Genomic DNA, 25984 nt, shown 5'->3' on the forward strand with positions numbered 1-25984 from the left:
TCAGGCGGCGGCAAGCGCTTCGCTGAAATGGCGACGACACAGCGCAATGTACAGATCGTTGCCGCCAATCTCGGTCTGCGCCCCCGCCGCGACCGCGCGGCCGGTGGGATCGACGCGCAGGTTCATCGTTGCCTTGCGCCCGCACGCGCAGACCGATTTGATCTCGATCAGCGAGTCGGCGATCGCCAGCAGTCGCGCCGAACCCTCGAACAAGGCGCCGAGGAAGTCTGTGCGCAGCCCGTAGGCGAGCACGGGAATGCCGTGGAAGTCCGCAAGGGTAGCAAGCTGATCGACCTGGGTGGCGGTGAGGAATTGCGCTTCGTCGACCAGCACGCAGGCGGGCGGAGCCTCGCCCTCGCGCGTCACGACCGCGATGAGATCGGTGTCGCGATCGAACGCAATCGCATCGGCGGCGAGCCCGATCCGCGAGGTGATCGTCCCTGCGGCAAAACGATCGTCTACGCCTGCGGTGAGCAGCACCGTGCGCATCCCGCGTTCGCGATAGTTGAAATCGGCCTGCAGCAGGTTGGTCGATTTGCCCGCGTTCATCGAGGCATAGTAGAAATAGAGCTTGGCCATCAGGAGAGACGATCGATGGGGACCGGGCTGTCGGGCCCGGCCTGAGTTTTGAGTTTACGTTCGAACGATATGAACCCGTCAAAATCGCGAGCGGCGATGAGGTGTATCATGTCGTCGAAATCGGCGCCGTCGCGCAAACGATGAATCGCCCAGCCGAGCCACCCTGCTTCCTCGACATGCACATTGTCGAGCGCGGCAAAAGCTGTGAGGGCGTTGGCAATCGCGTCGGTCGTCCAGCGATACGCACTCCGCAGCACCCATTCGATTTCCATCGCGACCGTGAGCGACACGAATACTGGCTCGCTTGCGATCAACGCCACGGCGATTGGCGTTTGAACGGGATCGTCGTTGGTGATGACGCGCAAGGCGATATTGCTATCGATCGCCTTCAAGGTCTGTGGCGCTCCGCGAACATCCGGTCGACTGCCCGGTTCATGTCTTCGATCGATACCGCTGGCCCGACATAGGAGGGAACGCGTCGCCGAAATTCCTCGTAACTGATCCGTTCGCGCTCGGGCTCCGCAACCTCGAGCACGATACGACGTCCCTGCCGCGACACATTCAGCGTCTCGCCCGCTTTGAGCTGGAGCGAGTCGCGAATATCCTTCGGGATAACGACCTGGCCTTTCGACGAAATTTTGGTCTGCGCATTCATCGTGGTAAGATGTGTCTTACCTAAACGGTTGTCAATCGTCGGTATCGGGCTCAAGATCGCGCGCCACCTTCGGATCGCGGAGCAATGTGTCGATGTGGCTGCCTTCGTCGAAGCTGTCGTCCGCGAGGAACTTGAGCTTGGCGGCATATTTCATATGGACGCGCGCGGCGACCTCGCGCTGGAGGTAGGCGGTGTTGGTGCGCAGCGCCTTCAGCACGGCTTCCTCGTCGCGGCCGAGCAGCGGCTTCATGAACACCGTCGCATGGCGCAGGTCGGGGGACATGCGGACTTCGGTGATCGTCACGGAATGCTTGGCGAGCACCTCGTCATGGACGTCGCCGCGCGCGAGGATATCGCTCAGCGTGTGGCGCATCTGCTCGCCGACGCGGAGCAGGCGGACGTTGCGGGATTCGGCGGTTTCGTTGGGGCGCATGGCTAAAGCCTAAAGCCCTCGCCCGCCTTGGCGGGAGAGGGTTGGGTGAGGGTCTTCTTCGTCGAGGCGTGACGAGCAGGAGGAAGAAGAAAACCCTCACCCTCCCGCTGCGCAGGCCCCTACCTCTCCCGCGAAAGCGGGAGAGGGGAACACGATTACAGCGTGCGTTCGCGCAGTTCGACTTCGAACGTTTCGAGGAAGTCGCCCGGCTTGATGTCGACGAAGTTCGACGTGAAGGTCACGCCGCACTCCAGACCTGCGCGCACTTCGGCCACGTCGTCCTTGAAGCGGCGCAGCGAGGCGATCTCGCCCTGGTAGATGATGACATCCGCCCGGGTGATACGCGCCTTGAGCGCCTTGCGGATGTTGCCCTCGGTAACGAGCAGCCCCGCCGCCTTGCCGTGCTTGCCCGCCGAGAAGACCTCGCGGATTTCGGCGCGGCCGACGACCGTTTCGAACGCTTCCGGTCCGAGCTCGCCCGCCATGCCGGCGCGGATCTCGTCGGTGAGGTCGTAGATCACGTCATAATATTTGAACGCAACCTCGTGACGCTCGGCGATCTCGCGGGCCTTGGCGTTCGGACGAACGTTGAAGCCGATGATCGGCGCGCCACTGGCACCCGCCAGCGTAACGTCGCTCTCGGTGATGCCACCGACGCCCGAATGCAGCACGCGCGCCTTGATGAGATCGGTCGAGATCTTGTTGATCGCGCCGACGATTGCCTCGACCGACCCTTGCGTGTCGGCCTTGACCACCAGCGGATATTCGATCGCCTGCTTTTCCTTGAGAGCCGAGAACATCGACTCGAGGCTCGCCGGACCACCGCCAGTGCGCTTCGAAGTAATGACGCTCTGACGGTACTCTGCAACCTCCCTCGCACGCGCTTCGTTCTCGACCACCGACAGCGGATCGCCCGCACGCGGGACACCCGAGAGACCGAGGACCTCGACCGGCATCGACGGGCCGGCTTCCTTGATCTGCTGGCCCTTGTCGTTGGTCATCGCGCGGACCTTGCCGCTCTCGGCGCCGACGACGAAGATGTCGCCGACCTTGAGCGTGCCGCGGTTGACGAGCACGGTCGCGACGGGACCACGGCCCTTGTCGAGCTTGGCTTCGATCACGGTGCCTTCGGCCGCGCGGTTCGGGTTGGCCTTCAGTTCGAGCAGTTCGGCCTGGAGCTGGATCTTCTCGATCAGCTCGTCGAGCCCGGTCTTCTTAAGCGCCGAGACTTCGACGTCCTGGACGTCGCCCGACATCTCCTCGACCACGACTTCATACTGCAGCAGGGCCTCGCGGACCTTCTGCGGATTGGCGTCATGCTTGTCGACCTTGTTGATCGCGACGATCATCGGGACGCCAGCGGCCTTGGTGTGGTTGATCGCCTCGACGGTCTGCGGCTTGATCGCATCGTCGGCCGCGACAACGAGCACGACGATGTCGGTCACGTTGGCGCCGCGCTGGCGCATTTCGGTGAAGGCTTCGTGGCCCGGCGTGTCGAGGAAAGTGACCTTCGACTTGTCCTTCAGCGTGACCTGATAGGCGCCGATATGCTGGGTGATGCCACCGGCCTCACCGCGCACCACGTCGGTACCGCGCAGCGCGTCGAGCAGCGAGGTCTTGCCGTGATCGACATGGCCCATGATCGTGACCACCGGCGGACGCGGCAGCAGCGTGTCCTCGGGATCGGCATCGGTCTCGATCGCGATGTCGATGTCCGAATCGCTGACGCGGACGATGTTGTGGCCGAATTCGGTCACCAGCAGCTCGGCCGTATCCTGGTCGATCGTCTGCGTCATCGTGACGGGCGAGCCCATCTTGAAGAGCATCTTGACGAGGTCGGCGCCCTTCTCGGCCATGCGGTTGGCGAGTTCCTGGACGGTGATCGCTTCGGGCACGACGACGTCGCGGACTTGCTTGGCCTGCACTTCGCGCGGGCCACCCATGCGGCGATGTTCCTTTTCGCGCGCACGCTTGAGTGCGGCGAGCGAACGGGCGCGGGCGCCGTCGCCGCCGTCGAGCGCACGGTTGACGGTCAGCTTGCCGCCGCGACGCTCGTCGCCCTTGCGGTCACGCTGGCCGGGACGCGCGGGTTCGTTCGGCGCAGCCGGCGCGGCAACGCCGATGGCGGGACGCTTGGCGGCACCGGCAGCTCCTGCAGCCGGCGTGGCGGCCGCAGGCGTCGGCTCGGGCGCCGGGGCAGGCGGTGCCGGACGCGGACGCTCGGGACGCGGCACTGGCGTGAACAGGCGCGGTGCCGGCATCGACGGATCGCGCTCGAGGCTCAGCGGACGCAGCGCCGGGGCGGGCGGTGCGGCTGGCGCGGGAGCAGGGGGCGGCGCAGCAGCGACGGGCGCAGGCGCAGCCGGAGCGGCGACCGGAGCCGCGGCCACAGGGGCGGGCGCGGGTGCGGCTTCGACGGCCGGGGCCGATGCGGCGACGGGCTCAGCAGCCTCGGCGACCGGGGCCGCGACAGGCTCGGGCGCCGGCTGCGGCACGGGGTCGGGCGCGGCGGCGCTGTCGGGGGCATCACCGGCACGGCGATTTTCCTCGGCGCGGCGGCGCTCTTCGGCTTGCGCCTCGATCCGCAGCCGCTCTTCGCGGCGACGCGTTTCCTCGAGCGCGTTCATCCGCGCTTCGTCGGCTTCGCGCAGCAGCTTGGCCTGGAGCTCCTGGCGCGACAGCAGCGAGTTGCCGGGCGAGACGGGCGGGGGCGGCGGCGGGGTCGGCGCGACCGGACGCGGCGCGGCGACGGGCGCCGGTGCCGGAGCGGCCTGCTCGACGGGTGCCGCGACCGGCGCGCCGCCGGGCCCGAGCACGCGACGGCGCTTCACTTCGACCTGGACGGTATTCTGCCGTCCATGGCTGAAGCTCTGCTTGACCTGGCCGGTCTCGATCGTGCGCTTCAGCCCGAGCGGCTGACGCATTCCGAGTTTCGGCTTTTCGTTGTCGGTATCGCTCACTCAAATTCCTCGCATGTGTCGTCGTCAGCCGCAGCAGGGATGCCACTTCCCGCCGGGTTGGATATGTGCGCCGATGCGCCTTGCGACGGTGTTTCGCAAGCCACGAGGGCGGATTCGGGGCCGATGAAATGCAGCCAGCGGTTGAGCGTTTCGCCCACCCGCTTTGCAGCATCGCGTTCTGTCAGGCCGATATGTACCACATTCTGCCGACCTAGCGCCACGGCCAATATGGTGCGTGACACCGGCAGTGCCAACCCCCGCAAAGCGCTGCCTTCTTCATCGTTGCCGATTCGCCACGCCTGGTCGAGCTTGCGGTTGCCGTCGGTGCCTGCGTCGGACGCGTGGAGCAGCATGGTGAGCTTGCCCGAGCGTGCCGCGGTCTCGATCTTGTCCGAGCCGGTGAGCAAGTGACCGGTGCGGGCTTCGAGGCCGAGTCGGTCTAGGACAGCGCGTTCGAGTGCGGTGGCGATCATCTCCGGCAGGTCGTCGGGAATCAGGATAGGGCCGGTCTTGAACGCGCGGGCGAACGCGCCCTTGAGTTTGCCCTTGGCGATCGCGGTTTCGAGTTCGGCGCGCGTCACGCCGATCCACGCGCCGCGGCCGGGGGCCTTGGCGCGCACGTCGGGGAGGACGTGGCCGTCGGGCGACAGCGCGAGTCGCACGAGCGCTTCGCGCGGCGCGCGTTCGCCGAGCAGGATACAACGTCGCACCGCTTCCTCCCCCTCCCGCTTGCGGGAGGGGCTAGGGGTGGGCGCGCGCTGCGCATCGAGCGTCGCGTCAGGGGAGAGCGCGAGCCCACCCCCGACCCCTCCCGCAAGCGGGAGGGGGGAAGAAGAAGCGCCTAGCGTGTCATTGCGAGGATTCCGCACGAGCGTCCTCCTGCGGCTTGGGGGTGGGCGCATCACGGTCAGCGAGCAGAATCCCGCCCGCGCCGTAATTCTCGGTGCTCACTTCTTCGATCACGATCTGCACCGCAGCCGGGTCCTTGCCCAGCCGCTCGACGAGCGACTGGGTGACATCGGCGACGATCGCGGACTTCTGGTCCTTGGTCGCGCTGCCCGAAATGCGGATGCTGACGAACGGCATCAGGCTTCGCTCTCCTCCGAGGCGGTTGCTGCGGCTGCCGGCTCTTCGTCGAACCAGTGCGCGCGTGCGGCCATGATGATCTCGTTGCCCTGCGCTTCGCTCAGGCCGTACTCGCCGAGCACGCCGCCCTTGTCCTCGGGGCGCTTGTTGGCGTCGGCGCCCTCGGCGCGGCGGCGCTGTTCCTGGCGCTTCTTCTGGATCAGCTCGTCGGTCGCGAGATCTGCGAGGTCGTCGAGCGTCTTGATCCCGGCCTTGCCGAGCGTGACGAGCATCGCCTCGTTGAGATGCGGCAGCTCGGCAAGCGCGTCCTCGACGCCCATCGCGCGGCGTTCCTCGCGGTTCGTCCCTTCGCGACGCTCGAGCGCCTCGGCGGCGCGGCTCTGCAGCTCGGCAGCGAGATCGTCGTCGAAACCTTCGATCGAGGCGATTTCCTCGACCTCGACGTAAGCGACTTCCTCGAGCGCGCCGAAGCCCTCGGCGACGAGCAGCTGCGCGAGCGTCTCGTCGACGTCGAGCTCGGTCTGGAACATCTCGGTGCGCTCGGCGAATTCCTTCTGGCGCTTCTCGGACGCGTCCTGCTCGGTGAGGATGTCGATCGCCTTGCCGGTGAGCTGCGATGCCAAACGCACGTTCTGGCCACGGCGACCGATCGCGAGCGACAGCTGATCGTCGGGAACGACGACTTCGATGCGGTCCTCTTCCTCGTCGATCACGACGCGCGACACGGAAGCCGGCTGCAGCGCGTTGACAACGAAGGTCGCGGTGTCGGGCGACCAGGGGATGATGTCGATCTTCTCGCCCTGCATTTCCTGGACGACCGCCTGAACGCGGCTGCCCTTCATGCCGACGCACGCGCCGACCGGGTCGATGCTCTTGTCGTGGCTGATCACGCCGATCTTCGCGCGCGAACCCGGGTCGCGCGCAGCGGCCTTGATCTCGATGATGCCGTCGTAGATTTCGGGGACTTCCTGCGCGAACAGCTTCTTCATGAAGTCGGGGTGTGCGCGGCTGAGGAAGATCTGGGGCCCACGGTTTTCACGGCGGACGTTGAGGATCAGCGAGCGGATGCGGTCGTTGACGCGGACGACTTCGCGCGGGATCTGCTGGTCGCGACGGATCACGCCCTCGGCGCGGCCGAGATCGACGACGACATGGCCGAACTCGACGCGCTTGACGACGCCGGTGATGATCTCACCCATCCGGTCCTTGAACTCTTCATGCTGGCGCTCGCGCTCGGCGTCGCGGACCTTCTGGAAGATGACCTGCTTGGCGGCCTGCGCGGCGATGCGGCCGAATTCGATCGGGGGCAGCGGATCGACGATGTAATCGCCGACGACCGAGTCCTTCTGGAGCTTCTGCGCTTCCTTGAGGTTCACCTGCTTGAAGTAATCGTCGACCGCCTCGACCACTTCGACGACGCGCCACAAGCGCAGGTCACCGGTGTTGGGATCGAGCTTGGCGCGAATGTCGTTCTCCGCGCCGTAGCGCGCCTTGGCGGCGCGCTGGATCGCGTCTTCCATCGCCTCGATGACGATGCCCTTGTCGATCATCTTCTCGGTGGCGACGGCGTTCGCAATGGCGATCAGCTCGGCGCGGTTGGCGGTAACGCCTGAAGTTCCTGCGGTGGCCATCACTTGTGTCCTTCGTCTTCAATGCCCTCGGGCAGCGCTTCGTCTTCGATTTCTTCTTCTTCGACGCCCTCGATCGAAAGCGGCCGGGTGGCCGCGATCAGCGCGTCGGTCAGCACCAGCTTGGCGGTGCCGACCTGGTCGTACCCGATTTCCATCTCGCCATGCTTGGGGAGATAGATGGTGATGCGATCGCCCGCGACGCCCTTGAGCAGCCCGGTGAGCACCTTGCGGCCCTCGATCGGCGCGGCGAGCACGATGCGCGCCTCATGCCCGGTCCAGTCGGCGAAGTCCTTGAGGCGCGTCAGCGGCCGGTCGATCCCGGGCGACGACACTTCGAGGCGATATTCGTCGGTGATCGGGTCGCGGCCCTCGGCCTCGAGCGTGTCGAGCACGTCGGAGATGCGGCGCGACAGTTCGGCGCAATCCTCGATCGTCAGCTGGCGCGTATCGGGGCGCTCGGCCATCACCTGCAGCGTGAGGTCGCCCTTGCCGCCGAACAGCTTCACGCGCACCAGATCGAAACCCAAAGCCGCGGCTTCGGGAGCAATCAGGGCGGTCAGATCGGGCGTTTCGGCCAATGGAAATCCTCGAGTCGGTTAGGCAAAGGGGCTCGGCGCCGGAACCGGGGGGCTCCAGCCTCTTCACCTGACGATGTAGAGAGTGATCGCGATATAGGCGCAAGCGCGAGGGCTGGCAAGCCGTTCTCGCGAGCGCGTCACCCCGAACCTGTTCCGGGGTCCACGGTGCAGCGTACGCCCACGCCCGCTGTCTGTGTCGCACGGTGGACCCCGGAACAAGTCCGGGGTGATGGCGGTTTTCGAAACACTTACAGGAGAACTCCATGTTGTCGTCGTCCCGCACGCCTTTCGTTGCTCTGGTGCTGGCCGCGACGGCCTGCTCCGCGCAGCCGCAGCAATCGAACGCCGCGGCTGCGGCACCGACCCCGACGGCACGGCCGAACCGCGCGCCTGTCACCAGCCTGCCCGACGACGCGCCCGCCGCGACGATCCGAAACGTCCCCGCGACGACGGGCCGCGCGAACCGCGCCGCGACCAAGCCGCCGTTTGCGCAAGCGACGCTCGCGACCTTCAGCGAGCCGTTCGCGATCGCGGTGCTGCCCGACGGCAGCGCGCTCGTCACCGAGAAGGCGGGCAAGATCAAGCTGCGCCGCGCCGACGGGTCGATCGCCGAGATCACCGGCGCGCCGAAGGTGCTCAACGACAATCAGGGCGGCCTGCTCGACATCGCGCCAGCGCCCGATTTCGCCATGAGCAAGCTCGTCTATATCAGCTATTCCGAACCGCGCCCGGGCGGCAGCAGTCTGGCGCTGGCGCGCGGGCAGTTCACCGGAACGGCTCTGGTCGACCTGCAAGTGCTGTGGCGCGCCGGATCAGATGGTGTCGGCGGACAGTTCGGGGCGAACATCGCCTTCGCACCCGACGGCAAGTCGCTCTTCCTCTCCTCGGGCGAGCGGCAGCGCTTCACGCCGGCGCAGGATCCCGAGCAAGCGCTTGGCAAGATCCTGCACCTGACGCTCGACGGCAAGGCGGCGCCGGGCAATCCGATGGCGGCAGCGGGCGGGGTGCGCGCGGAGACGTGGAGCAGCGGGCATCGCAACCCGTACGGCTTGGTGTTCACACCCGATGGCCGACTGTGGGAAGAGGAGATGGGGCCCAAGGGTGGCGACGAGCTCAATTTGATCCTGCCGGGCAAGAATTACGGCTGGCCAATCGTGTCGAACGGCGACAATTATTCGGGCAAGCCGATTCCCGATCATCCGAGCCGGCCCGATCTCGAAGCGCCCAAACTGTGGTGGAACCCGTCGATCTCGCCGGGCGGGATGGCCTATTATTCGGGCGCGATGTTCCCGGCGTATCGCGGCTCGCTGCTGATCGGCGCGCTGTCGGGCGAGTCGCTGATCCGCGTTGCGCTCAACGGGGACAGTGCGACGGTCGCCGACCAGTGGGACATGGACGCGCGCATTCGCGACGTCGCGCAAGCGCCCGATGGGGCGATCTGGCTGCTGCAAGATGACGGGAAATTGGTGCGGCTGACGCCGAAGAAGTGACATGCCCGTCACCCCGGCCGTGTGCCGGAGCCCACCGTGCTGCCCCCGGTGCGGCCGATGCTCTCGCGTCCCGGTGGACCCCGGCACAAGGCCGGGGTGACGGGTAGCGGGTGATTACCCGCGCACGATCAGATAGTTCATCCGCGCCGCGGCAATGGGCTTGGCCGGATCATCCTGCCACGCCGTCGCCTCGACATTGGCGACGCGCCCGCCGAGCCGCGTCACGACCCCGCGCGCGAAGGTCGGTTTCTCGCGCCCGCCGCGCATGTAATCGACCGTGACGTTGATCGGCTTGATCTGCCCGCCGCCATCCTCGGCCAGCGCATATTGCAGCGCGACGATCGCGGCCATTTCGAGCATCCCGCCGATCGCGCCGCCGTGCAGATAGCCCGGCCGCCCGAGCAGGCTGGTCGCGCTCGGCATCGTCAACAGCGTCGGATCGTCGCCCTCGGCAACGGCGATCCCCAGCAAGTCGGCATAAGGCGGCAACATCAGGCGGCATCCGTGAACATGAAGGTGCCCGCGACATGCGCGAGCGGATCGGCCGGGTCGCCGTCATGCGCCTGACCGCGCACGAACGAGATCGAGCGCGTGATGCGATAACATTCGCCGCGGCCGTACACCGTCTTGCCCGGCGTCGCGGGGCGCAGATAATCGATCCGCAGGTCGAGCGTCGCATGCGGGCGGAAGCTGCCGAGCTTGGTCCACACCGCAAGGCTCGTCGCCATGTCCATCATCGTCAGGATCGGCCCCGAGGCGAGCACGCCGCTCGCCGGATCGCCGATCAGGTCGGTCTGATAGGGCAGTTGCAGCTCGACCCAGTCGCGCCCGTGGCTGTGATAGCTCAGCTTGAGCAAGCCGCCATGCCCGCCGACGCCAAGCCGGCTGAAGCGTTGCGGGTCGAAGGCGGAGGGGGTGTCGGCGGCCATGATGCCGGGCGCTGTATCGCAAAGCCGCGTGCGTGCAAGGGGCGAGCGCCGTGGCATTGGCGAGCCGCTTGCGGCGTTCGGCACGCCGGTATAGCATCGCGTTGCAAAAGAAAACGAAACGGCCCGCAAGCGGCCGTTCTGGAGGGTCTGAAATGTCGCATCCGAGCGTGCACGCGCGCACCGATCCCGGCAAACCCGCGCTGATCGTCGCCGAAACCGGCGAGCGCGTCAGCTTCGCGGAGCTCGACGCCCGCTCGAACCGCGCGGCGCATCTGTTCCGCGCGAAGGGGCTGAAGGCCGGCGACACGATCGCGCTGTGCCTTGAGAACAGCCCGGCCTTCTACGACATCGCTTGGGGCGCGCAGCGTGCGGGGCTGTTCTTCGTGTGCATCTCGACCAAGCTGACCGCATCTGAAGTCGATTACATCTTCAACGATTCGGGCGCGCGACTCGTGATCGTCTCGGCCAGTCTCGCCAGCGTGACCGCCGCGCTGGGCACCGAGCTCGCGCGCTTTTCGGTCGGCGGACCGGTGGCGGGATGGGCGGCGTGGGAAGACGCGGTCGCCGCGATGCCGGATACGCCCATCGCCGACGAACGTGCGGGCGTCGACATGCTCTATTCGTCGGGAACGACAGGACGCCCCAAGGGCGTGCGCGTCGCGCTGCCCGAGGATCCCGATATCGCTGCTGGCACCGTGCTCGAGATGCTCGCGCGCGGGCTGTACGGGCTCGGTCCCGACAGCATCTATCTCAGCCCGGCGCCGCTCTATCACGCCGCGCCGCTGCGCTGGTCGATGACGGTGCAAAGGCTCGGCGGCACCGTCGTAATGATGGAGCATTTCGACCCCGAGGCCGCCCTCGCCGCGATCGACCGCTATCACGTCAATGCCAGCCAATGGGTGCCGACGCATTTCGTGCGGATGCTCAAGCTCGATCCGGCGACGCGTGCGCGCCACGATCTGTCGAGCCTCAAGGTCGCGATCCACGCCGCCGCGCCGTGCCCGGTCCCGGTCAAGGAAGCGATGATCGACTGGTGGGGTCCGGTGCTCTACGAATATTATGCCGGGTCGGAGGGCAACGGCCTGACGACGATCGCCTCACCCGAATGGCTGGCGCACAAGGGGTCGGTCGGCAAGGCGGCGTACGGCGTGCTCCACATCTGCGGCGAAGATGGCGCCGAGCTGCCGCCGGGCGAGCAGGGGCTGGTCTATTTCGAGGGCGGTACGCCGTTCGAATATCACAACGACCCGGCCAAGACCGCGGAGGCGCGCAACGCGCACGGCTGGACGACGCTCGGCGATATCGGGCGGATCGATGGCGACGGCTATCTCTACCTCACCGATCGCAAGAGCTTCATGATCATCTCGGGCGGGGTGAACATCTATCCGCAGGAGATCGAGAACCGCCTGATCACCCACCCGCGCGTCGCCGATGTCGCGGTGATTGGCGCGCCGTGCCCCGAAATGGGCGAGCGCGTCGTTGCTGTGGTCCAGCCGGTCGATATGGCGGAAGCGGGGCCGGCCTTCGCCTCCGAGCTCACCGCGTGGTGCCGCGCCGAGCTGTCGGGGGTGAAGACACCGCGCCAGATCGATTTTGCGGCGGAACTGCCGCGCCACGCGACGGGCAAATTGTACAAGCGCTTGCTGCGCGACCAATATTGGGCAGAGACCGGCGCGCAGAGCGTGTGACGCCGATGGAGAGACAGATGAACGACCGCGTATCGACCACGATCACCGATCATATCGCCGACGTCCGCCTCGCGCGCGCCGACAAGATGAACGCGATCGACCCGGCGATGTTCGAAGGTATCGGCGCGGCGATCGATGCGCTGCACCCGCGCAAGGACGTGCGCTGCGTCGTGCTGTCGGGCGAGGGGCGCGCGTTCTGCGCCGGGCTCGACATGACGAGCATGGCGGGCGGCGGCTCGGGGCTGTCGCGCAACGAGCGTAACGAGCAGGGCGCGATCCTGCCGCAGCACGTCACCTGGGGCTGGCGCAATCTGCCGATGCCGGTGATCGCCGCGGTCCACGGCGTGGCGTTCGGCGGCGGCTTCCAGATCATGTCGGGCGCCGACATTCGCATCGCCGCGCCCGACACGCGCTTTGCGATCCGCGAAAGCTATTGGGGGCTGGTGCCCGACATGGCGGGCTTCCCGATCTGGCGCGGGCTGGTGCGCGACGATGTGCTGCGCGAGCTTGTCTATACCTCGCGCGAGTTCGGTGCCGAGGAAGCGCTCCACCATGGCTTCATCACGCGCATCGCCGAGGATCCGCACGCCGCGGCGCTCGCGCTGGCGCACGACATCGCCGCCAAGAGCCCCAATGCGATCCGCGGTGCCAAGCGGCTGTGCTCCATGGCGTTCGACGCCGACCCGCGCGCGATGCTCGAGGCCGAGACCGACGAGCAGGTCAAGGTGATCGGCCAGCCGCCGATGATGGAGCAGGTCGCGGCGAACATCCAGAAGCGCCCGGCGCGGTTCGGGGATGCGGAGTAAGCGGGCACTCCCGCTGGACGTCTAGCCTCCGCCTTCCGCCGTCTGCACCGCTGGCTGCCGCGACCCCGCCTCTCTTCGTCACCCCGGCCTTGTGCCGGGGTCCACCGTGCCGCGTATCCTGCGGCATGCATTTCGTTGTCACGGTGGGCCCCGGCACAAGGCCGGGGCGACGGGAAGTGGCCTTTAAGCGCCGCCCGCTTTGCGCCATAGCCACCGCGATGCAGCGCCGGCTCACCCAGTTCTTCCAATCCCGCGTCGGCCGCGCCCTCTCGACCTTCTTCTCGCCCGGCCCGCGGATGATCGACGAGCTCGAATGCGTGGCCTCGGTCGCGCTGGCGATCCTGCTCGCGCACACGATCGGCGCGAAGAGCGTCGCCTGGGCGGCGTTCACCGGTTTCGTGCTGATGCGCGGCCATGTCGCGCAGACGCTGTTGCGCGGGTTGCTGCGGATCGTCGGCACCGCGGTCGGGGCGGGGGCGGCATTGCTAATCGTGCCCTATGCGGTGCGCTCGCTCCCGATGGCATCGCTCGCGGCGGCAGGGATGGGGGCGATCGGCCTGTACGGGATGCTCACCGCCAAGCGTGCCTATGCGTGGCTGCTGCTCGGGCTGACCTTCGAGCTGATCCTGCTCGACACGCTCGAGCATCCTGCGCTCGACACGCTGGCGTTTGCGCAGACGCGGTTGCTCGAAGTGCTTGCGGGCACGGCGGCGTGCGTCGCGGTCAGCCTGATCTCGACGCTGACCGTGCGGCGGCGCTGGCCTGCGCCGCCTGCGGTGCCGGCGCAGCGGATCGGCTGGCATCGCGACGCCGCGCGCCACGCCGCGCAAGCGGGCGTGACGCTCGCGCTGCTGCCGCCGCTCCATGCGCTGTTCGGGATCCCGCAATTGGCGCAGGCAAGCGTGACCGTGATGACGGTGATGATCGTACCGGTGGCGCGGCTCGGGCGCAGCGGTCTGGCACCGGTGAGCAAGCGGCTGTGGCACCGCGCGCTCGGCTGCATCGGCGGTGGCGCGCTGGCCGCCGCCGTGCTGGTCGTCGCGCACGGATCGGCGCCCGTGCTGATCGCGGGGACATGCCTCGGCGTCGCGATCGGGCGGCATATCGAAAATGCCGGCGGGCGCGTGCCCTATCTCGGGCTGCAATTCACGCTGGCGATCCTGGTGACGCTGGTGCCCGACAGCTATGCCGAGGTGGCGATCCGCCCGGCGCTCGAGCGGCTGACGAGCATTTTCATCGGTATGGCGCTGATCGAACCGGTACTGCTCGTCTGGCACTTTGCGTCGCGGCGGATGCCCGCCACCGCATCATAGCCGCAGGCGGTTGGCCTCCAGTCCTGCACGGAATTCGTCAGGGAGTGCGGTGAGCCCGCCACTCGCGCTCATCACCAGCACGACATCGCACGTCGCGATGCACGCGCCGTTCTGGAAGGCCGCCGAGAGGATGTTCCAGCTGCGGGTGCCGATCTCGCCGATCCCGCTCGCGATCTCGACATCGGCGGGGAAGAAGCCCTCGCCAAGATAATTGATCTCGACCCGCGCGACGAGCCAGCGATGCCCCGCCCAGCCGTGCAGCTTGATCGCCTGGTTGAAGCGCACCCGCCCGCTTTCGAAGAGCGCCGCCATTGCGACATTGTTGATATGGCCGAGCACGTCGAGATCCTGGAAACGCGTCTGGATCGTGACGGTATGGGGGTAGGTCGCGGGGTCGAGGCGCGCGGGATCGGGACGGGGCATGAAAATCTCCAAAAGCCCCTCCCCTTCAGGGGAGGGGTTGGGGTGGGGCCGTGCCGCGAATTCGACGACCCGGTCTCGGTGAGACCCCGCCCCACCCCCGACCCCTCCCCTGAAGGGGAGGGGAGTTTACGTCAGCGCGGCGCCATGCGGATCGCGCCGTCGAGGCGGACGTCCTCGCCGTTGAAATAGCTGTTCTCGAGCATCGTCAGCGCGAGATGCGCATATTCCGTGGGAATGCCCAGCCGCTTGGGGAAGGGGACGCTCGCCGCGAGATTGTCCTTCACCGCCTGCGGCGCGCCCTGCATCAGCGGGGTCTCGAAGATCCCCGGCAGGATCGTGTTGATGCGGATGCCTTCGCCCATCAGGTCGCGCGCGATCGGTAGCGTCATGCCGACGACGCCGCCCTTCGACGCGGAATAGGCCGCCTGGCCGATCTGGCCGTCCTCGGCGGCGACGCTCGCGGTCATCACGATCGCGCCGCGCTCGCCGTCTTCGCCGGGCGTCAGCGTCAGCATCCCCGCCGCCGATTTGGCGACGCAGCGGAAGGTGCCGATCAGGTTGATCTGGATGAGCCAGTCGAACGCGGCGAGCGGGAAATGCTTGATGCTGCCGTCTTCCTTCGAGCGGCTCGCGGTCTTGACCGCATTGCCGGTCCCCGCGCAGCAGACGAGCACGGCTTCCTGGCCGTTGGCCGCGCGCGCCTTGGCGAAGCCGGCGTCGACCGACTCGTCCGACGTCACGTTCACTTCGCAGAACACGCCACCGATCTCGGCAGCGAGCGCCTCGCCTTTTTCGGCCTGCAGATCGAAGATCGCGACCTTGACGCCCTTGGCGGCGAGCGCGCGGGCGGTGGCGGCGCCGAGGCCCGATGCGCCGCCGGTGACGACTGCGGCGGTGGTGGTGTCGAGTTTCATGGGAAGTCCCCCTAATTTCGTCGCCCCGGCGGAGGCCGGGGCCGGTCTGTTGGGTGCGGTGCCACCGTTGCGCGTCGCAACGGGACGGCCCCGGCCTCCGCCGGGGCGACGGGGATCAGACCCGTTCGATGATTGTCACGTTGGCGACGCCGCCGCCTTCGCACATCGTCTGCAGGCCATACCGCCCGCCCGATTTCTGCAAAGCGTGCACCAAAGTCGCCATCAGCTTCGTCCCCGAAGCCCCGAGCGGATGCCCCAGCGCGATCGCGCCGCCATTGACGTTGAGCTTCGCCGGGTCGCCGCCAGTGTGCTTCAGCCAGGCGAGCGGAACGGGCGCGAACGCCTCGTTGACCTCATACAGGTCGATCTCCTCGATCTTCATCCCCGAGCGCTGCAGCGCGCGGTCGGTCGCGAACAGCGGCTCCTCGAGCATGATGACGGGGTCGCCGCCGGTGACGGTAAGATTGACGATCCGCGCGATCGGCGTGAGGTTGTGCGCTTTCAGGGCCGCCTCGCTGACGATCATCACGGCGCTCGCACCGTCACAGATCTGGCTGGCATTGGCCGCGCTGATGCTGCCGCCTTCCTGAAGCAATTTGACCGAACCGATGCTCTCCAAGGTCGCGCCGTAGCGGATGCCCTCGTCGGTGCTGTGCTGGACAATCCCCTCGGGCGTCTCGATCTCGAGCGCGATGATCTCGTCGGCAAAGTCGCCGCGCTCGGTCGCCGCCTGCGCACGACGATGGCTTTCGAGCGCGAAGGCGTCGAGCATCGCGCGGTCGAAGCCGTGCTTCTTGACGATCATCTCGGCGCCCATGAACTGGCTGAACATGATGCCGGGGTATTTCTCCTCGAGCCGCGGCGACTTGTAGTTGCCCAGGCCTTCTTTCATGAACAGCGTCGCGGTGGTGCCCATCGGCACGCGCGTCATGCTCTCGACGCCCGCGGCGATGACGATGTCCTGCGTTCCCGACATCACCGCCTGCGCGGCGAATTGCAGCGCCTGCTGCGACGATCCGCACTGCCGGTCGATCGACACGGCGGGCACGCTGTCGGGCAGGTTCTTGGCGGCGAGCACGGCGTTGCGGCCGACTTGTCCGGCCTGCTGCCCGCCCTGCATGACGCAGCCCATGATCACGTCGTCGACCGCGGAGCCGTCGATCCCGGTACGCTCGACGATCGCGTCGAGCACGGACGCCGCCATGTCGACGGGGTGCCAGCCAGCGAGTTTCCCGCCGCGCTTGCCGCCCGCGGTGCGCACTGCATCAACGATATAGGCTTCGGCCATGCTCGACTCTCCATAATCGGTTTCTGTTTGCAACCTCTATTGCCGTACTCCAGGCGCTTGGGCAAGGTGGAACGACGTACCCGATGATCGAAAGGCCAAGCATATGGATGTGAGCGAAGCGATTGCAGCGCGCCGATCGGTACGCGGTTTCCTGAGCGATCCGGTCGACCCGGCGGTGCTCCACGGCATCGTCACCAAGGCGGCACGCGCAGCAACCGGCGGCAACCTTCAGCCGTGGCATGTCGACGTACTGACTGGTGCGCCGCTGGAACGGCTGAAGGCAGCGGTGCTGCACAAGATCCAATGGGGCCAGCCCGAGACGGCGGCGTATGATATCTATCCGAGCGAACTCGTCGCGCCGTATCGCGACCGGCGCTTTGCGGTGGGCGAGGCGATGTATCGCGAGATCGGCATCCCGCGCGAGGACAAGGCGGCGCGGCGGCTGTGGTTCGCGCGCAACTTCCAATTTTTCGGGGCGCCCGCAGCTTTGTTCTGTAGCGTCGACCGGCGGATGGGGCCGCCGCAATGGGCCGATCTCGGCATGTATCTGCAGAACGTCATGCTGCTTGCGGTCGAGGCGGGGCTGGGAAGTTGCGCGCAGGAATGCTGGGCGATGTATCCCGAGACGGTGGGCGAGGCGATCGCGCTGCCGGCCGAACGGATGCTGTTCTGCGGCGTGGCGATCGGGGTGGAAGATACGACAGAGCCCGCGAACCGCTTACGCAGTGCACGGGCTCCGGAAGACGAGTGGCTGACGCTGCACGCCTAAACGCCCTCTCCCAAGGGGAGAGGGACAGGAGGATCAGCCGGCCGCAGGCGAACGACGGCCGCCGCCACCGCCGGCACCCGAGCGCCCACCGGCGCCACCAGGACGACCGCCACCGGGACGGCCCTGGCCGCCGGGACGGCCACCGCCGGCCGGACGCCCGGCACCAGCTGGACGACCAGCACCCTCGGGGCGCGCGCCCATCGGGCGACCGGCACCCGCCGCGCGATCCCCGGTCGGACGCGCCGAATGCGTCGCCTTGGGCGGCGCACGGTGACGACCCGAGTCATCACGACGCTCGAACGTGTCGGAACCGGCCGGACGCGCCGCCTTGATCCGTGCCGCCTCGGCGGTGAAGCCTTCGGGGAGCTGCATCATCTCGGGCTTGACCTTGGTCAGCTTCTCGATGTCGCGCAGGTACGTCCGCTCATCATCCGCCACGAAGCTGATCGCGGTGCCCGATGCGCCGGCGCGCGCGGTGCGGCCGATGCGGTGGACATACTGTTCGGGGACGTTCGGCAGCTCGAAGTTGAAGACGTGCGAAACGCCCGAAACGTCGATCCCGCGCGCCGCGATGTCGGTCGCGACCAGAACCTTGGCCTTGCCCGACTTGAACTCGGCGAGCGCGCGCTCGCGCTGCGGCTGGCTCTTGTTGCCATGAATGGCGTTCGAATCGACACCATTGGCGGCGAGCAGCTTCACGACGCGGTCGGCGCCATGCTTGGTGCGCGTGAAGACGAGCGCACGCTCGACCTTCTCGTCGCGCAGCAGGATCGTCAGCAGCGCCTGCTTCTCACCCTGGTTGAGGAAGGTGACGAACTGGTCGACGCGCTCGGCCGTGCTCGACGTCGGCGCGACCTTGACGGTCTGCGGATCGTTGAGGAACTGGTTGGCGAGCTCGCGGATTGCGTTCGGCATCGTCGCCGAGAAGAACAGCGTCTGGCGCTGCTTCGGCAGCATGCGGACGATCTTGCGCAGCGCATGGATGAAGCCGAGGTCGAGCATCTGGTCGGCTTCGTCGAGCACGAGGATCTCGAGCATCGCGAGGCTGACGAAACGCTGCTCGATCAGGTCGAGCAGACGGCCCGGCGTGGCGACGAGAATGTCGACGCCGCGCGCCATGTCCTGGCGGTTCTTGTTTATGCTGGTGCCGCCGAACACGGTCGCGACCGACATCTTCGAGAACTTGCCGTAGTCACGCGAGCTCTCGGCGATTTGGCTGGCGAGTTCGCGCGTCGGCGCGAGCACGAGCATGCGGCAATGCGTCGGCAGGACGCGCTTTTCGTTGTTCACCAGATGCTGGATCGACGGCAGCACGAAGGCTGCGGTCTTGCCGGTGCCGGTCTGCGCGATGCCGAGCAGATCGCCGCCCTGGAGCAGGATCGGGATCGACTGCTTCTGGATCGGGGTGGGGGTGGTATAGCCTTTGGCTTCGAGCGCGCGGACGAGCGGCTCGGCAAGGCCGAGTTGAGCGAAAGTCATGGGTAGGTTAGTCCATTGCATAGGCCATGGACGCGCATCATCGACGCACGAATGGCGGGGGGAGATATGACACCCCGCGTGAAAAGGGAGGTCCGTTGTGGTAACGACCGAGGCGGAGCCGGACCTATCAAGGACCCATCACGCTGCATGACGCTTCGATGGGGCGCATATAGCGAGCAACCCGCGATCCGTCAAGATCAGGGTCGGAATGCCTGCCGAGTCAGCTCTTCTCCTTGCTCTTCTCGCCGCGCTTGGCGAGCGCATCGAGCATGTCGGGGACGAGCGTCTCGGCAAACCCCGCGATGAACGCCCAGATGAACAGCTTGAACAGATCGGATTGCTCGGCGAGGCCGAGGCCATTTTTCAGCGCGCTCAGGATCGGTTGCTGGCCGGCATCACCAGTGCTGCCCGTACGGGGCGGCATTGCGCTGGCGGTGAGATAGGCATTTTCGGAACTGCGCGCGTCGATGGTTGAAAGATCGGCCAAACGCTTCTGGCGCGCGCAGTCCGCGGCCGGGTCGGGCGTAGCAGACACAGCAGGCGTTGGCGTTGGGGATGCCGCCGCGTTATCAGGTGCGGCGCTGTCACCATCGGCGGTGGTGGCGTTGCTTTCCGCGGCATTTTCGGCGGGCGGTTCGACGCTGCTGGTCGTCGCTGCAGCGGCCGTCTGTGCAGCCTTCTCTCCTGGGGCAGGCGGGTTGCCAAGCGTTGCACCACACGCGCGTGCCCGCTGTTGCTGATCGTCTGCGGCAGCTTGATCGACGTGCATCTTGGTGCGCAGCGCCTCGAGCGTTAGCCGGAAGGTTGGAGCGACCCCACCCGTAAGGCCGACTGCCGAGGGCAGTCCCGACGCGAACAGCGCATACATGACGAGGCCGAACGCATTCGACGACATCAATGCGATCGCGAGTCCGTTGATCCCCGATCCGAGCGTCGCCAGCGCATAGATCGCATCGGCGCCGACGCTTTGCCCGATATCCTCGTCCTTGATGCGGCGCCCGATGCTGATCAGTGCGCCGACACGCGCCATCAGCAACAGCAAGACGATGCCGCACAGGAACCCCCGATTTGCCGCGATCCCGGTCCACAGCGCGCTCGCGGCGCAGATGGTCGTGATCGCGATCGCCGTGCTGACCAAGCTCCACCAAAAGCGTCCGAGCAACCATGCCTGGATCTGGCTCACCGCGGTTTCGCGCGCCATGCTGACGATCCGCGCGCCCTGGATGAAGCTGAGCATCGCCTGCATGTCGCGACGTTTGAGCGCGATCTCGCTGGGGCTGGGATCGGGCATCAGGGCTTCTCCTGCTGGGCGACGTCGGATGCTGGTGCCTGCGCCGTGTCGTCGGACGTCGCGGCATCGGCCGCGCCGCCTTGTGCTTCGTGCGCTGCGATCTCGGCCGATTGGTCGCGCCGGAGCGCTGCCTCGCGGTCGCCGGCATCGCTGGCAAGCGCATCGGGGTCGACGGTGGCAGGGTCGTCGCTGATAGCGGGTGATAGCGTATCCCGGGATGGAATGGTTTCAGCGACCGGCGCCTTGGTAGGCTCGGCCAGCGCCGCCGGCGACCAAGCGAGATGCTGCGCGATCGCAGCGGGACCGACGACGCGATTGAAGCGTTCGCGCACGATCCAATAGGTGCGGTCGATCAGATCGTCGCTAATCGCTTCGACCAGCTTGGTCTCGACACCCATCAGCTCTGGAAAGGGCGCGGTCATGCAAGGGGAGTCGGCGTCGCTCGACGTGGTCAGCTTCTTGAGCAGAACGTCGGCATTGGTCGGTGCGAAGCCCACGATCTGCGCGTGGAGATAATCGGCATAGGCTTGACGCGCCACGGCCTGATCGCACGCGCGCACCGGGGGAACGTCGCCGCGTACCCACCGCCAGAAACGTTCCATGTCCATTCCGATCTCCCCCGTTCAACTATGTTGCGCCGCGCGCCGCGGTGCGGATCGGCGAGCGTTAGACGCCCAGCGCGTGGACCAGATCGGGTGTGACCTGCGGGGAGGGGGCAAGCCCCTTGGCAGCGCGATAGGCAAGGATCGCGAGGCGAGTCGCCGGCCCGACCACGCCGTCGGGCAGGCCAAGATGATAGCCCGCTGCGACCAGCGCGCTCTGCACCTTCCATTCGGTGCCGTGTTCGAGCGGCGCCGCGCCGATGATGAACGGCCAGATCCGCGCGAACCACGCGCGCCGCTGCGCCATGCCGATCATCCCGCCATTGATGCCGAGCGTGACCGTCTCGATGTCATTATTGTCCGCCGCGGCATTCAGATGCTTGGCGCTCCATTCGAGCAAGGCGGGCTTGAGCGCATGCGCTGCATCGACCACCAGATCGGGGTGGCCCTCGAAATCGACGTGGCAGCGCGCGCCGAAGCGCGCATAGGCGTCGCGGCCGGTGGTCTGAAGCACACCGCGCCCGCGATAGCGCCAGCCGTCCTGCGTTTCGCGCGGGCCATTCCCCATGCGGTTCCCGTACACCAGGCTGAACAGCGCGATGCCGCCATCGATCGCGCATTGCTCGGCCATCGCGACGCAGGCGGCGCGATCGGGGAAATAGCGGTGCCAATTGCCCGAGTCCCACATCGCGCCAAGGTTCTTGGCCGAATAGCGGCCGCTTTCGACGAGGATCGTCAACCCCCCGGTCTCATGCAGCGCTTGCGCCATGAAATGCGCGAGCCGCAGCGGGGTGGTGATCCCCGCCGCCGCCAGCAGACCGGCGGGGTCTGCAAAAGCGGCGACGTAGGCGGGCTTCGCGTTCGGGGCGAACTTCGCCACGACTTGGTTGGCCAGAACCCCCATCGCTTTTCCCCTCACGCCCCGTTGTGAAATTGGGCCGATTCGGATGAAAAATCAACGGATCAGGGTATAAAACCTCTTATTATCAGTAATATACCTACGTTCGAAGCGTGGCTTGTTTAAATAGAGCGTTGAGCTCTGTTAGCGCTCATACGCCTTGGGCAGCGTACCTTCTTGCGGCACCCTATACCGCTCGCGCAACGCATCCTGTCGCGTGCGCAGCGGTTGCTTGACGCCGTCGATATAGACCGCCGCCACCGCACTGCCGAGCTCGAGTGGATCGCCGTCCCAGATCACCACGTCGCCGCGTCGTCCGGCGCGTAGCGAGCCGATCTCGTCGCCCATGCCGATCGCCTCGGCCGGCACCGAGCTGATCGCGGCGAACGCGGCGTTCCAGTCGAGGCCGGTCGCGCCCGGCACCTTGGTCAGCGCGACGAGGTTGCCGGCATATTGCTTTTCGAGCCGCGCCTGCCGCGCCTCGTCGTCATTGATCGTGCCGATGCCGACGAGCACGCCCGCCGCCTTCAACCGCCCGACATTCGACTGCGTCGCGCCGAGCTGATCGAACGACGCGGGCAAATCGGTGAGTGCCGAGGCGATGACGGGGATGCGCGCAGCGGCGATCTGGTTGGCGACAAGCCAGCCTTCCGCTGCGCCGACGAAGACGAGTTTGAGCGCAGGATAGTCGCGCTTCAAATCGATCAGCGCGAGCATGTCCGAGGCGCGCTCGACATGGACGAGCAGCGGCATCGCCCCCGACGCGACGGGGACCAGCGCGGCCGCATCGGCGCGCGTCAGCAACGCATCCTTGCCCTGATCGGAATAGGCGGCAGGCGCGCGGACATAGTCCTTCACTTGCGCCAGCGCGTTGCGGAACACCGCGATCATCGCCGGGCGGCTGTTGCCGCGACGCGACCCGCCGCCGCCATATTCCATGAACTGGAAGGCGCGCGGCTTGGTGATCGGCGATCGGTCCGTGCCGAGATCGATCACTGCGCCCAGGCCGGCGAAGATCGATCCGTCAGTGTCGGGCGCGACGATCGCGCGGGTGATGCCTTCGGCGCGGTTGAGCGGGATCGAGGAGGTCGCCGGGTTGACCGCAGGGGCGACATCGATCGCCGCATGGAACGGGCTGCCGCGCGCGGCGGTGTCATTGGTTTCCTCGACTCCGTCGGATTCGACGATCCCCATTCGCGTGAAGCCCGCGACGATCCCCGGCGTGACCCAGCGTCCGCCGGCATCGACCGTGGCAGTCCCCGCGGGCACCGCGACCGAGCGGCCCGCAGCGACGACCCGGCCGTCGCGGACGATCACGGTGCCGCCCTCGATCGGTGCGGAGCCATCGCCGATGACGAGCTTGGCGTTGGTGATCGCGACGCTTTGCGCCGCGGCGGGCGCGGCGAGGAAGGCCGCGCTGAGGAGCAGGAGGCGCTTCACTTGGTATCTCCCGCACCGGGCTGGCCGAGTTCGAAATCGGAAACGGGGCGGCGTTTCGGATCGTTGGCGTCGTAGAGCAGCGCGCCGTCGATCCACACCTTTTCGGGGCGGGTGTAGACGCTGAACGGATTGCCGTTCCACAGCACGACATCGGCCATCTTGCCGGGCTTGAGGCTGCCGGTCTTGTCGGCGATGCCGAGCGCCTTGGCGGGGTTATAGGTCAGCCACTCCCACGCGACTGCATCGGAGATGTCGATCCCGGCATGGCGACCGGCGGCGAGCGCCTTGGCGACTTCCTGGTTCAAGCGTTGGATGCCGTTGGGATCGTCCGAGTGGATCATCGCGCACGCGCCGTTTGCCTGGAGCAGCGCGAGATTTTCGCTGATCGCGTCGTACGACTCCATCTTGAAGCCCCACCAGTCGGACCACACGGCCGCGCAGGTGCCGTTTCCCTTCAGCAGATCGGCGATCTTGTACGCCTCGACCGCATGGTGGAACGCGCTGACATGGTAGCCAAACTCCTTGGCCATATCCATGACGATGGCCATTTCGTCGGCGCGGTAGCAATGGTTCTGGACGAGGATCTCGCCGCCGAGCACGCCCGCGAGCGTATCCATCGCGATGTCGCGGCCGGGGGGATCGCCGCCGTCCTTTTCGTATTTGTCCCATTTGCGCTTGTACTCGACCGCCTTGGCCCAGGTCTGGCGGTCGACCGCGATATTGCCCATTCGCGTCGAGGGTTCGCGCCCCTTGCTGCCATAGACGCGCTTGGGGTTCTCGCCGCACGCCATCTTGAGGCCGTAGGGCGCGCCGGGGAATTTCATCCCCTGCTCGGTGCGCGCATAGACGTTCTTGAGGACGACCGACCGGCCACCCATCAGATTGGCCGAGCCGGGCAGGATCTGCAGCGTGGTGACGCCGCCATTGACAAGCGCGCGGCTGAAGCCGGGATCCTGCGGCCAGACGCTATGCTCGGCCCATACGTCGGCGGTGACCGGACCGGTCGCTTCGTTGCCGTCCGAATTGGCCTCGACCGCGGGCGAAGGGTAATCGCCGAGGTGGCTGTGGATATCGATGATGCCGGGGGTGAGCGTCTTGCCGGTACCGTCGATCACCGTGGCACCGGCAGGAGCGGCGATGCTCTGGCCGATGCGCTCGATCTTGCCGTCGGCGAACAGCACCGAGCCATCATCGATCCGCGCGCCTTCGCCGTCGAAGATCGTGACATGCGTGACCAGCGTCGGCGTGCCGGGATAGGCCTTGTAGGTCGAGGGGAAGGGATCGTGCGAATAGCCCTTACCAGCGCCGGGGCCGCTCTTGCTCCGCTTGGTCGATGCGCTCGCCGGGCGCTCGCCATCGCTTGCACAGCTTGCGAGCAACGTGGCGAGCGCCACCATGGTCCAACCGATACGCTTCATGCGACCCCCTTTGACGCGCTGTGCGCTGTATTGGTCGAGTAATCCGGGAGGAGCGGGACGCTGTCAATCATGCGGCGCGCAGGCAGAGCGGATTTCATGCCAGGCTTTGCGTGCGCGTCGCGCTGGCGTAGGGCGCGCGCAGTGCGGTGTGCCTGGTGCGTTGGGGCCGCCAATCGAGGGCCCATGTTTCACGTAGACTATGATCGAAACGCCAACTGTCTCACCTTGCGCGTCGCCGGGTTCTGGAACCCCGAGGACGTTACCGACTTTGCGCGCGACGTCGGACTTAAGGTGCTGGCCGCCAAGGCGATCCGCAACGATTTCGACGTCTGTGTCGAATCACTCGATTTTCCCGTCCAGGCGATGGATGTCGCCGATTTGCTGACGCAGATCATGCGGGGCGGCATGGCGATGACCACCGGCCGCGCCGCGGTGGTGGTGGGAAGCCAGCTCAACAAGGCGCAGGCGGAGCGCACGCTGGTCCACCCGCGGTTACGCGTGTTCCTGGCGGTCGCCCCGGCGCGAGCGTGGTTGGCTTTGCCGGAGTGAGCGGATCCCGGTGCCGGGGCCCGCGTGCGGCCGCGTCGGAGCGGCGCCGAAGCGTCGGCTAGGTCCGCGCGTCAGACCTCGTCGCGATATTTGATTTCGAGGAAGCGCCCGCGCGTTTCGAGCGAATCGAGATCGCCTTGCGCAATCTGCGCCGACATCTGGCCGATCTCTTCATCGATCAGCCTGAGCGCATCGGCGAGCTGGGCGTCGGGGCTCTTGCCGTTGCGCGCGACGCCGCGCAGCGGGGCCGGGACCTTGGCATAGCCCTTGAGCAATTCGGGCAATTGCTCGCCAATCAGCTTGCGCACTTCGATCGCGACGGGCTCGCCCTCGTCGAGGCTCGCGAGTTGCGGCGACAGCGTCTCGAGCCGCACGCCGATGCCGTCGACCAGCGTCTGTGCAGGTGCGGGGAGCAGCTTGCGCTGCGTGTCGAGCCACTGTTCGGTCTTGGCCGGCAGCGCCTTGAGCGGGACTTGCGTCAGTTGCTCGACGCGGACCGCCGGCGTCAGCGTCGCGAACAGCAGGAACGCCGTCACCACCGCGAGCAGCGCGGCGACGAGCAGCGCGCCACCCATGCCGATTGGCACGAACCAGCCGACCGCGATCGCCGCAACGATGATCGCGAGATCGGCCGTGCCCGCCAGCGCGAGGCGGCGTGCAACGCTCACCCCGTGGAGGCGGCGAGCGGTGAGCGCCTGGCGCTCGGCGCGGGTGCGGTCGAGCAAATCTCCGGCGCGTGCGATCTGGCGGTCGACGTCGGTCATG

Annotated in this window: 27 protein-coding genes; 6 read left to right on the forward strand and 21 right to left on the reverse strand. The window is 67.0% G+C overall.

Annotated features, from left to right (window positions below; all coding sequences use genetic code 11):
- The 9 genes from ABIB28_RS03420 to rimP all read right to left on the reverse strand — a co-directional run bounded on the left by ABIB28_RS03420 (position 1) and on the right by rimP (position 7922).
- A complete protein-coding gene (locus ABIB28_RS03420) occupies positions 1-579 on the reverse strand; it encodes a thymidine kinase (protein ID WP_189677183.1) in 579 nt (192 codons plus the stop codon).
- The gene (locus tag ABIB28_RS03425) at positions 579-971 is read right to left on the reverse strand and encodes a type II toxin-antitoxin system VapC family toxin (protein ID WP_229839461.1); all 393 of its coding nucleotides are present in this window, start codon (positions 969-971) and stop codon (positions 579-581) included. The genes ABIB28_RS03420 and ABIB28_RS03425 overlap by 1 nt, the downstream gene beginning before the upstream one ends.
- Positions 968-1234 (reverse strand): AbrB/MazE/SpoVT family DNA-binding domain-containing protein, encoded by a 267-nt coding sequence (locus ABIB28_RS03430; protein WP_189677185.1) that lies wholly within the window; start codon positions 1232-1234, stop codon positions 968-970. Before ABIB28_RS03430 ends, ABIB28_RS03425 begins: the two co-directional genes overlap by 4 nt.
- Positions 1235-1265: 31 nt before the next feature.
- Positions 1266-1667, reverse strand: a complete 402-nt coding sequence (gene rbfA / locus ABIB28_RS03435) for a 30S ribosome-binding factor RbfA (RefSeq protein WP_354286413.1) — start codon at positions 1665-1667, stop codon at positions 1266-1268.
- A 155-nt stretch (positions 1668-1822) separates the two neighbouring features.
- Complete coding sequence (gene infB / locus ABIB28_RS03440) at positions 1823-4627, reverse strand: translation initiation factor IF-2 (protein WP_354286415.1); 2805 nt, start codon at positions 4625-4627, stop codon at positions 1823-1825.
- Positions 4624-5337, reverse strand: coding sequence for a DUF448 domain-containing protein (locus ABIB28_RS03445; RefSeq protein WP_354286416.1), 714 nt, complete (start codon positions 5335-5337; stop codon positions 4624-4626). Before ABIB28_RS03445 ends, infB begins: the two co-directional genes overlap by 4 nt.
- Positions 5338-5476: 139 nt before the next feature.
- Positions 5477-5713, reverse strand: a complete 237-nt coding sequence (locus ABIB28_RS03450) for a tautomerase family protein (protein WP_354286418.1) — start codon at positions 5711-5713, stop codon at positions 5477-5479.
- Entirely contained in the window at positions 5713-7344 is a 1632-nt protein-coding gene (gene nusA / locus ABIB28_RS03455; RefSeq protein ID WP_354286419.1) for a transcription termination factor NusA, read from the reverse strand. The genes ABIB28_RS03450 and nusA overlap by 1 nt, the downstream gene beginning before the upstream one ends.
- Positions 7344-7922: a ribosome maturation protein RimP gene (gene rimP, locus ABIB28_RS03460; protein WP_354286421.1), complete on the reverse strand. Its 579-nt coding sequence runs from the start codon at positions 7920-7922 to the stop codon at positions 7344-7346. The genes nusA and rimP overlap by 1 nt, the downstream gene beginning before the upstream one ends.
- A gap of 263 nt (positions 7923-8185) precedes the next feature.
- Here rimP and ABIB28_RS03465 point away from each other — a divergent pair, with 263 nt between their 5' ends.
- Complete coding sequence (locus tag ABIB28_RS03465) at positions 8186-9412, forward strand: PQQ-dependent sugar dehydrogenase (RefSeq protein ID WP_354286422.1); 1227 nt, start codon at positions 8186-8188, stop codon at positions 9410-9412.
- Between the two features lie 114 nt (positions 9413-9526).
- Here ABIB28_RS03465 and ABIB28_RS03470 read toward each other — a convergent pair whose 3' ends face one another.
- Complete coding sequence (locus ABIB28_RS03470) at positions 9527-9904, reverse strand: PaaI family thioesterase (protein ID WP_133190120.1); 378 nt, start codon at positions 9902-9904, stop codon at positions 9527-9529.
- Entirely contained in the window at positions 9904-10341 is a 438-nt protein-coding gene (locus ABIB28_RS03475) for a PaaI family thioesterase (RefSeq protein WP_354286425.1), read from the reverse strand. The genes ABIB28_RS03470 and ABIB28_RS03475 overlap by 1 nt, the downstream gene beginning before the upstream one ends.
- Before the next feature lie 152 nt (positions 10342-10493).
- On the opposite strand from ABIB28_RS03475, the gene ABIB28_RS03480 reads away from it, so the two are divergent.
- The 3 genes from ABIB28_RS03480 (at position 10494) to ABIB28_RS03490 (ending at position 14148) form a co-directional block, all read left to right on the forward strand.
- Positions 10494-12029 (forward strand): acyl-CoA synthetase, encoded by a 1536-nt coding sequence (locus tag ABIB28_RS03480; RefSeq protein ID WP_354286426.1) that lies wholly within the window; start codon positions 10494-10496, stop codon positions 12027-12029.
- Positions 12030-12046: 17 nt separating this feature from the next.
- Positions 12047-12835 carry a crotonase/enoyl-CoA hydratase family protein gene (locus ABIB28_RS03485; protein ID WP_354286428.1) on the forward strand — a complete coding sequence of 263 codons (789 nt, stop codon included), beginning with the start codon at positions 12047-12049 and terminating at the stop codon, positions 12833-12835.
- 218 nt (positions 12836-13053) lie between these two features.
- Positions 13054-14148 (forward strand): FUSC family protein, encoded by a 1095-nt coding sequence (locus ABIB28_RS03490; protein ID WP_354286430.1) that lies wholly within the window; start codon positions 13054-13056, stop codon positions 14146-14148.
- Here ABIB28_RS03490 and ABIB28_RS03495 read toward each other — a convergent pair.
- The 3 genes from ABIB28_RS03495 to ABIB28_RS03505 form a co-directional block, all read right to left on the reverse strand.
- Complete coding sequence (locus tag ABIB28_RS03495; protein ID WP_133190112.1) at positions 14143-14571, reverse strand: acyl-CoA thioesterase; 429 nt, start codon at positions 14569-14571, stop codon at positions 14143-14145. The two genes, ABIB28_RS03490 and ABIB28_RS03495, sit on opposite strands and share 6 nt — an antisense overlap.
- 131 nt (positions 14572-14702) lie before the next feature.
- Complete coding sequence (locus tag ABIB28_RS03500; protein WP_354286432.1) at positions 14703-15485, reverse strand: SDR family NAD(P)-dependent oxidoreductase; 783 nt, start codon at positions 15483-15485, stop codon at positions 14703-14705.
- 115 nt (positions 15486-15600) lie between these two features.
- Positions 15601-16773, reverse strand: coding sequence for an acetyl-CoA C-acetyltransferase (locus tag ABIB28_RS03505; RefSeq protein WP_354286433.1), 1173 nt, complete (start codon positions 16771-16773; stop codon positions 15601-15603).
- Positions 16774-16876: 103 nt separating this feature from the next.
- Here ABIB28_RS03505 and ABIB28_RS03510 point away from each other — a divergent pair, with 103 nt between their 5' ends.
- Entirely contained in the window at positions 16877-17542 is a 666-nt protein-coding gene (locus tag ABIB28_RS03510) for a nitroreductase (protein WP_354286435.1), read from the forward strand.
- 33 nt (positions 17543-17575) lie between these two features.
- Here the strand turns inward: ABIB28_RS03510 and ABIB28_RS03515 are convergent, their stop codons facing one another.
- The 6 genes from ABIB28_RS03515 to ABIB28_RS03540 all read right to left on the reverse strand — a co-directional run bounded on the left by ABIB28_RS03515 (position 17576) and on the right by ABIB28_RS03540 (position 24670).
- On the reverse strand, positions 17576-19021 hold the full coding sequence (locus ABIB28_RS03515) for a DEAD/DEAH box helicase (RefSeq protein ID WP_354286437.1): 1446 nt from the start codon (positions 19019-19021) through the stop codon (positions 17576-17578).
- Between the two features lie 220 nt (positions 19022-19241).
- Positions 19242-20312 (reverse strand): spermidine synthase family protein, encoded by a 1071-nt coding sequence (locus ABIB28_RS03520; RefSeq protein ID WP_354286439.1) that lies wholly within the window; start codon positions 20310-20312, stop codon positions 19242-19244.
- Entirely contained in the window at positions 20312-20920 is a 609-nt protein-coding gene (locus tag ABIB28_RS03525; protein ID WP_354286441.1) for a hypothetical protein, read from the reverse strand. Before ABIB28_RS03525 ends, ABIB28_RS03520 begins: the two co-directional genes overlap by 1 nt.
- Before the next feature lie 58 nt (positions 20921-20978).
- On the reverse strand, positions 20979-21818 hold the full coding sequence (locus ABIB28_RS03530) for a hypothetical protein (RefSeq protein WP_354286443.1): 840 nt from the start codon (positions 21816-21818) through the stop codon (positions 20979-20981).
- 138 nt (positions 21819-21956) lie between these two features.
- A complete protein-coding gene (locus ABIB28_RS03535) occupies positions 21957-23252 on the reverse strand; it encodes an amidohydrolase family protein (protein WP_354286445.1) in 1296 nt (431 codons plus the stop codon).
- A complete protein-coding gene (locus ABIB28_RS03540) occupies positions 23249-24670 on the reverse strand; it encodes an amidohydrolase (RefSeq protein WP_354286447.1) in 1422 nt (473 codons plus the stop codon). Before ABIB28_RS03540 ends, ABIB28_RS03535 begins: the two co-directional genes overlap by 4 nt.
- A 183-nt stretch (positions 24671-24853) precedes the next feature.
- On the opposite strand from ABIB28_RS03540, the gene ABIB28_RS03545 reads away from it, so the two are divergent.
- Complete coding sequence (locus ABIB28_RS03545; protein WP_354286449.1) at positions 24854-25219, forward strand: hypothetical protein; 366 nt, start codon at positions 24854-24856, stop codon at positions 25217-25219.
- Positions 25220-25290: 71 nt separating this feature from the next.
- Here ABIB28_RS03545 and ABIB28_RS03550 read toward each other — a convergent pair whose 3' ends face one another.
- Positions 25291-25983, reverse strand: coding sequence for a hypothetical protein (locus ABIB28_RS03550; protein WP_354286451.1), 693 nt, complete (start codon positions 25981-25983; stop codon positions 25291-25293).
- Position 25984 lies beyond the last annotated feature (1 nt).

The organism is Sphingomonas sp. UYEF23 (assembly GCF_040546165.1).
GTDB classification, from domain to species: Bacteria; Pseudomonadota; Alphaproteobacteria; order Sphingomonadales; family Sphingomonadaceae; genus Sphingomonas; species Sphingomonas glacialis.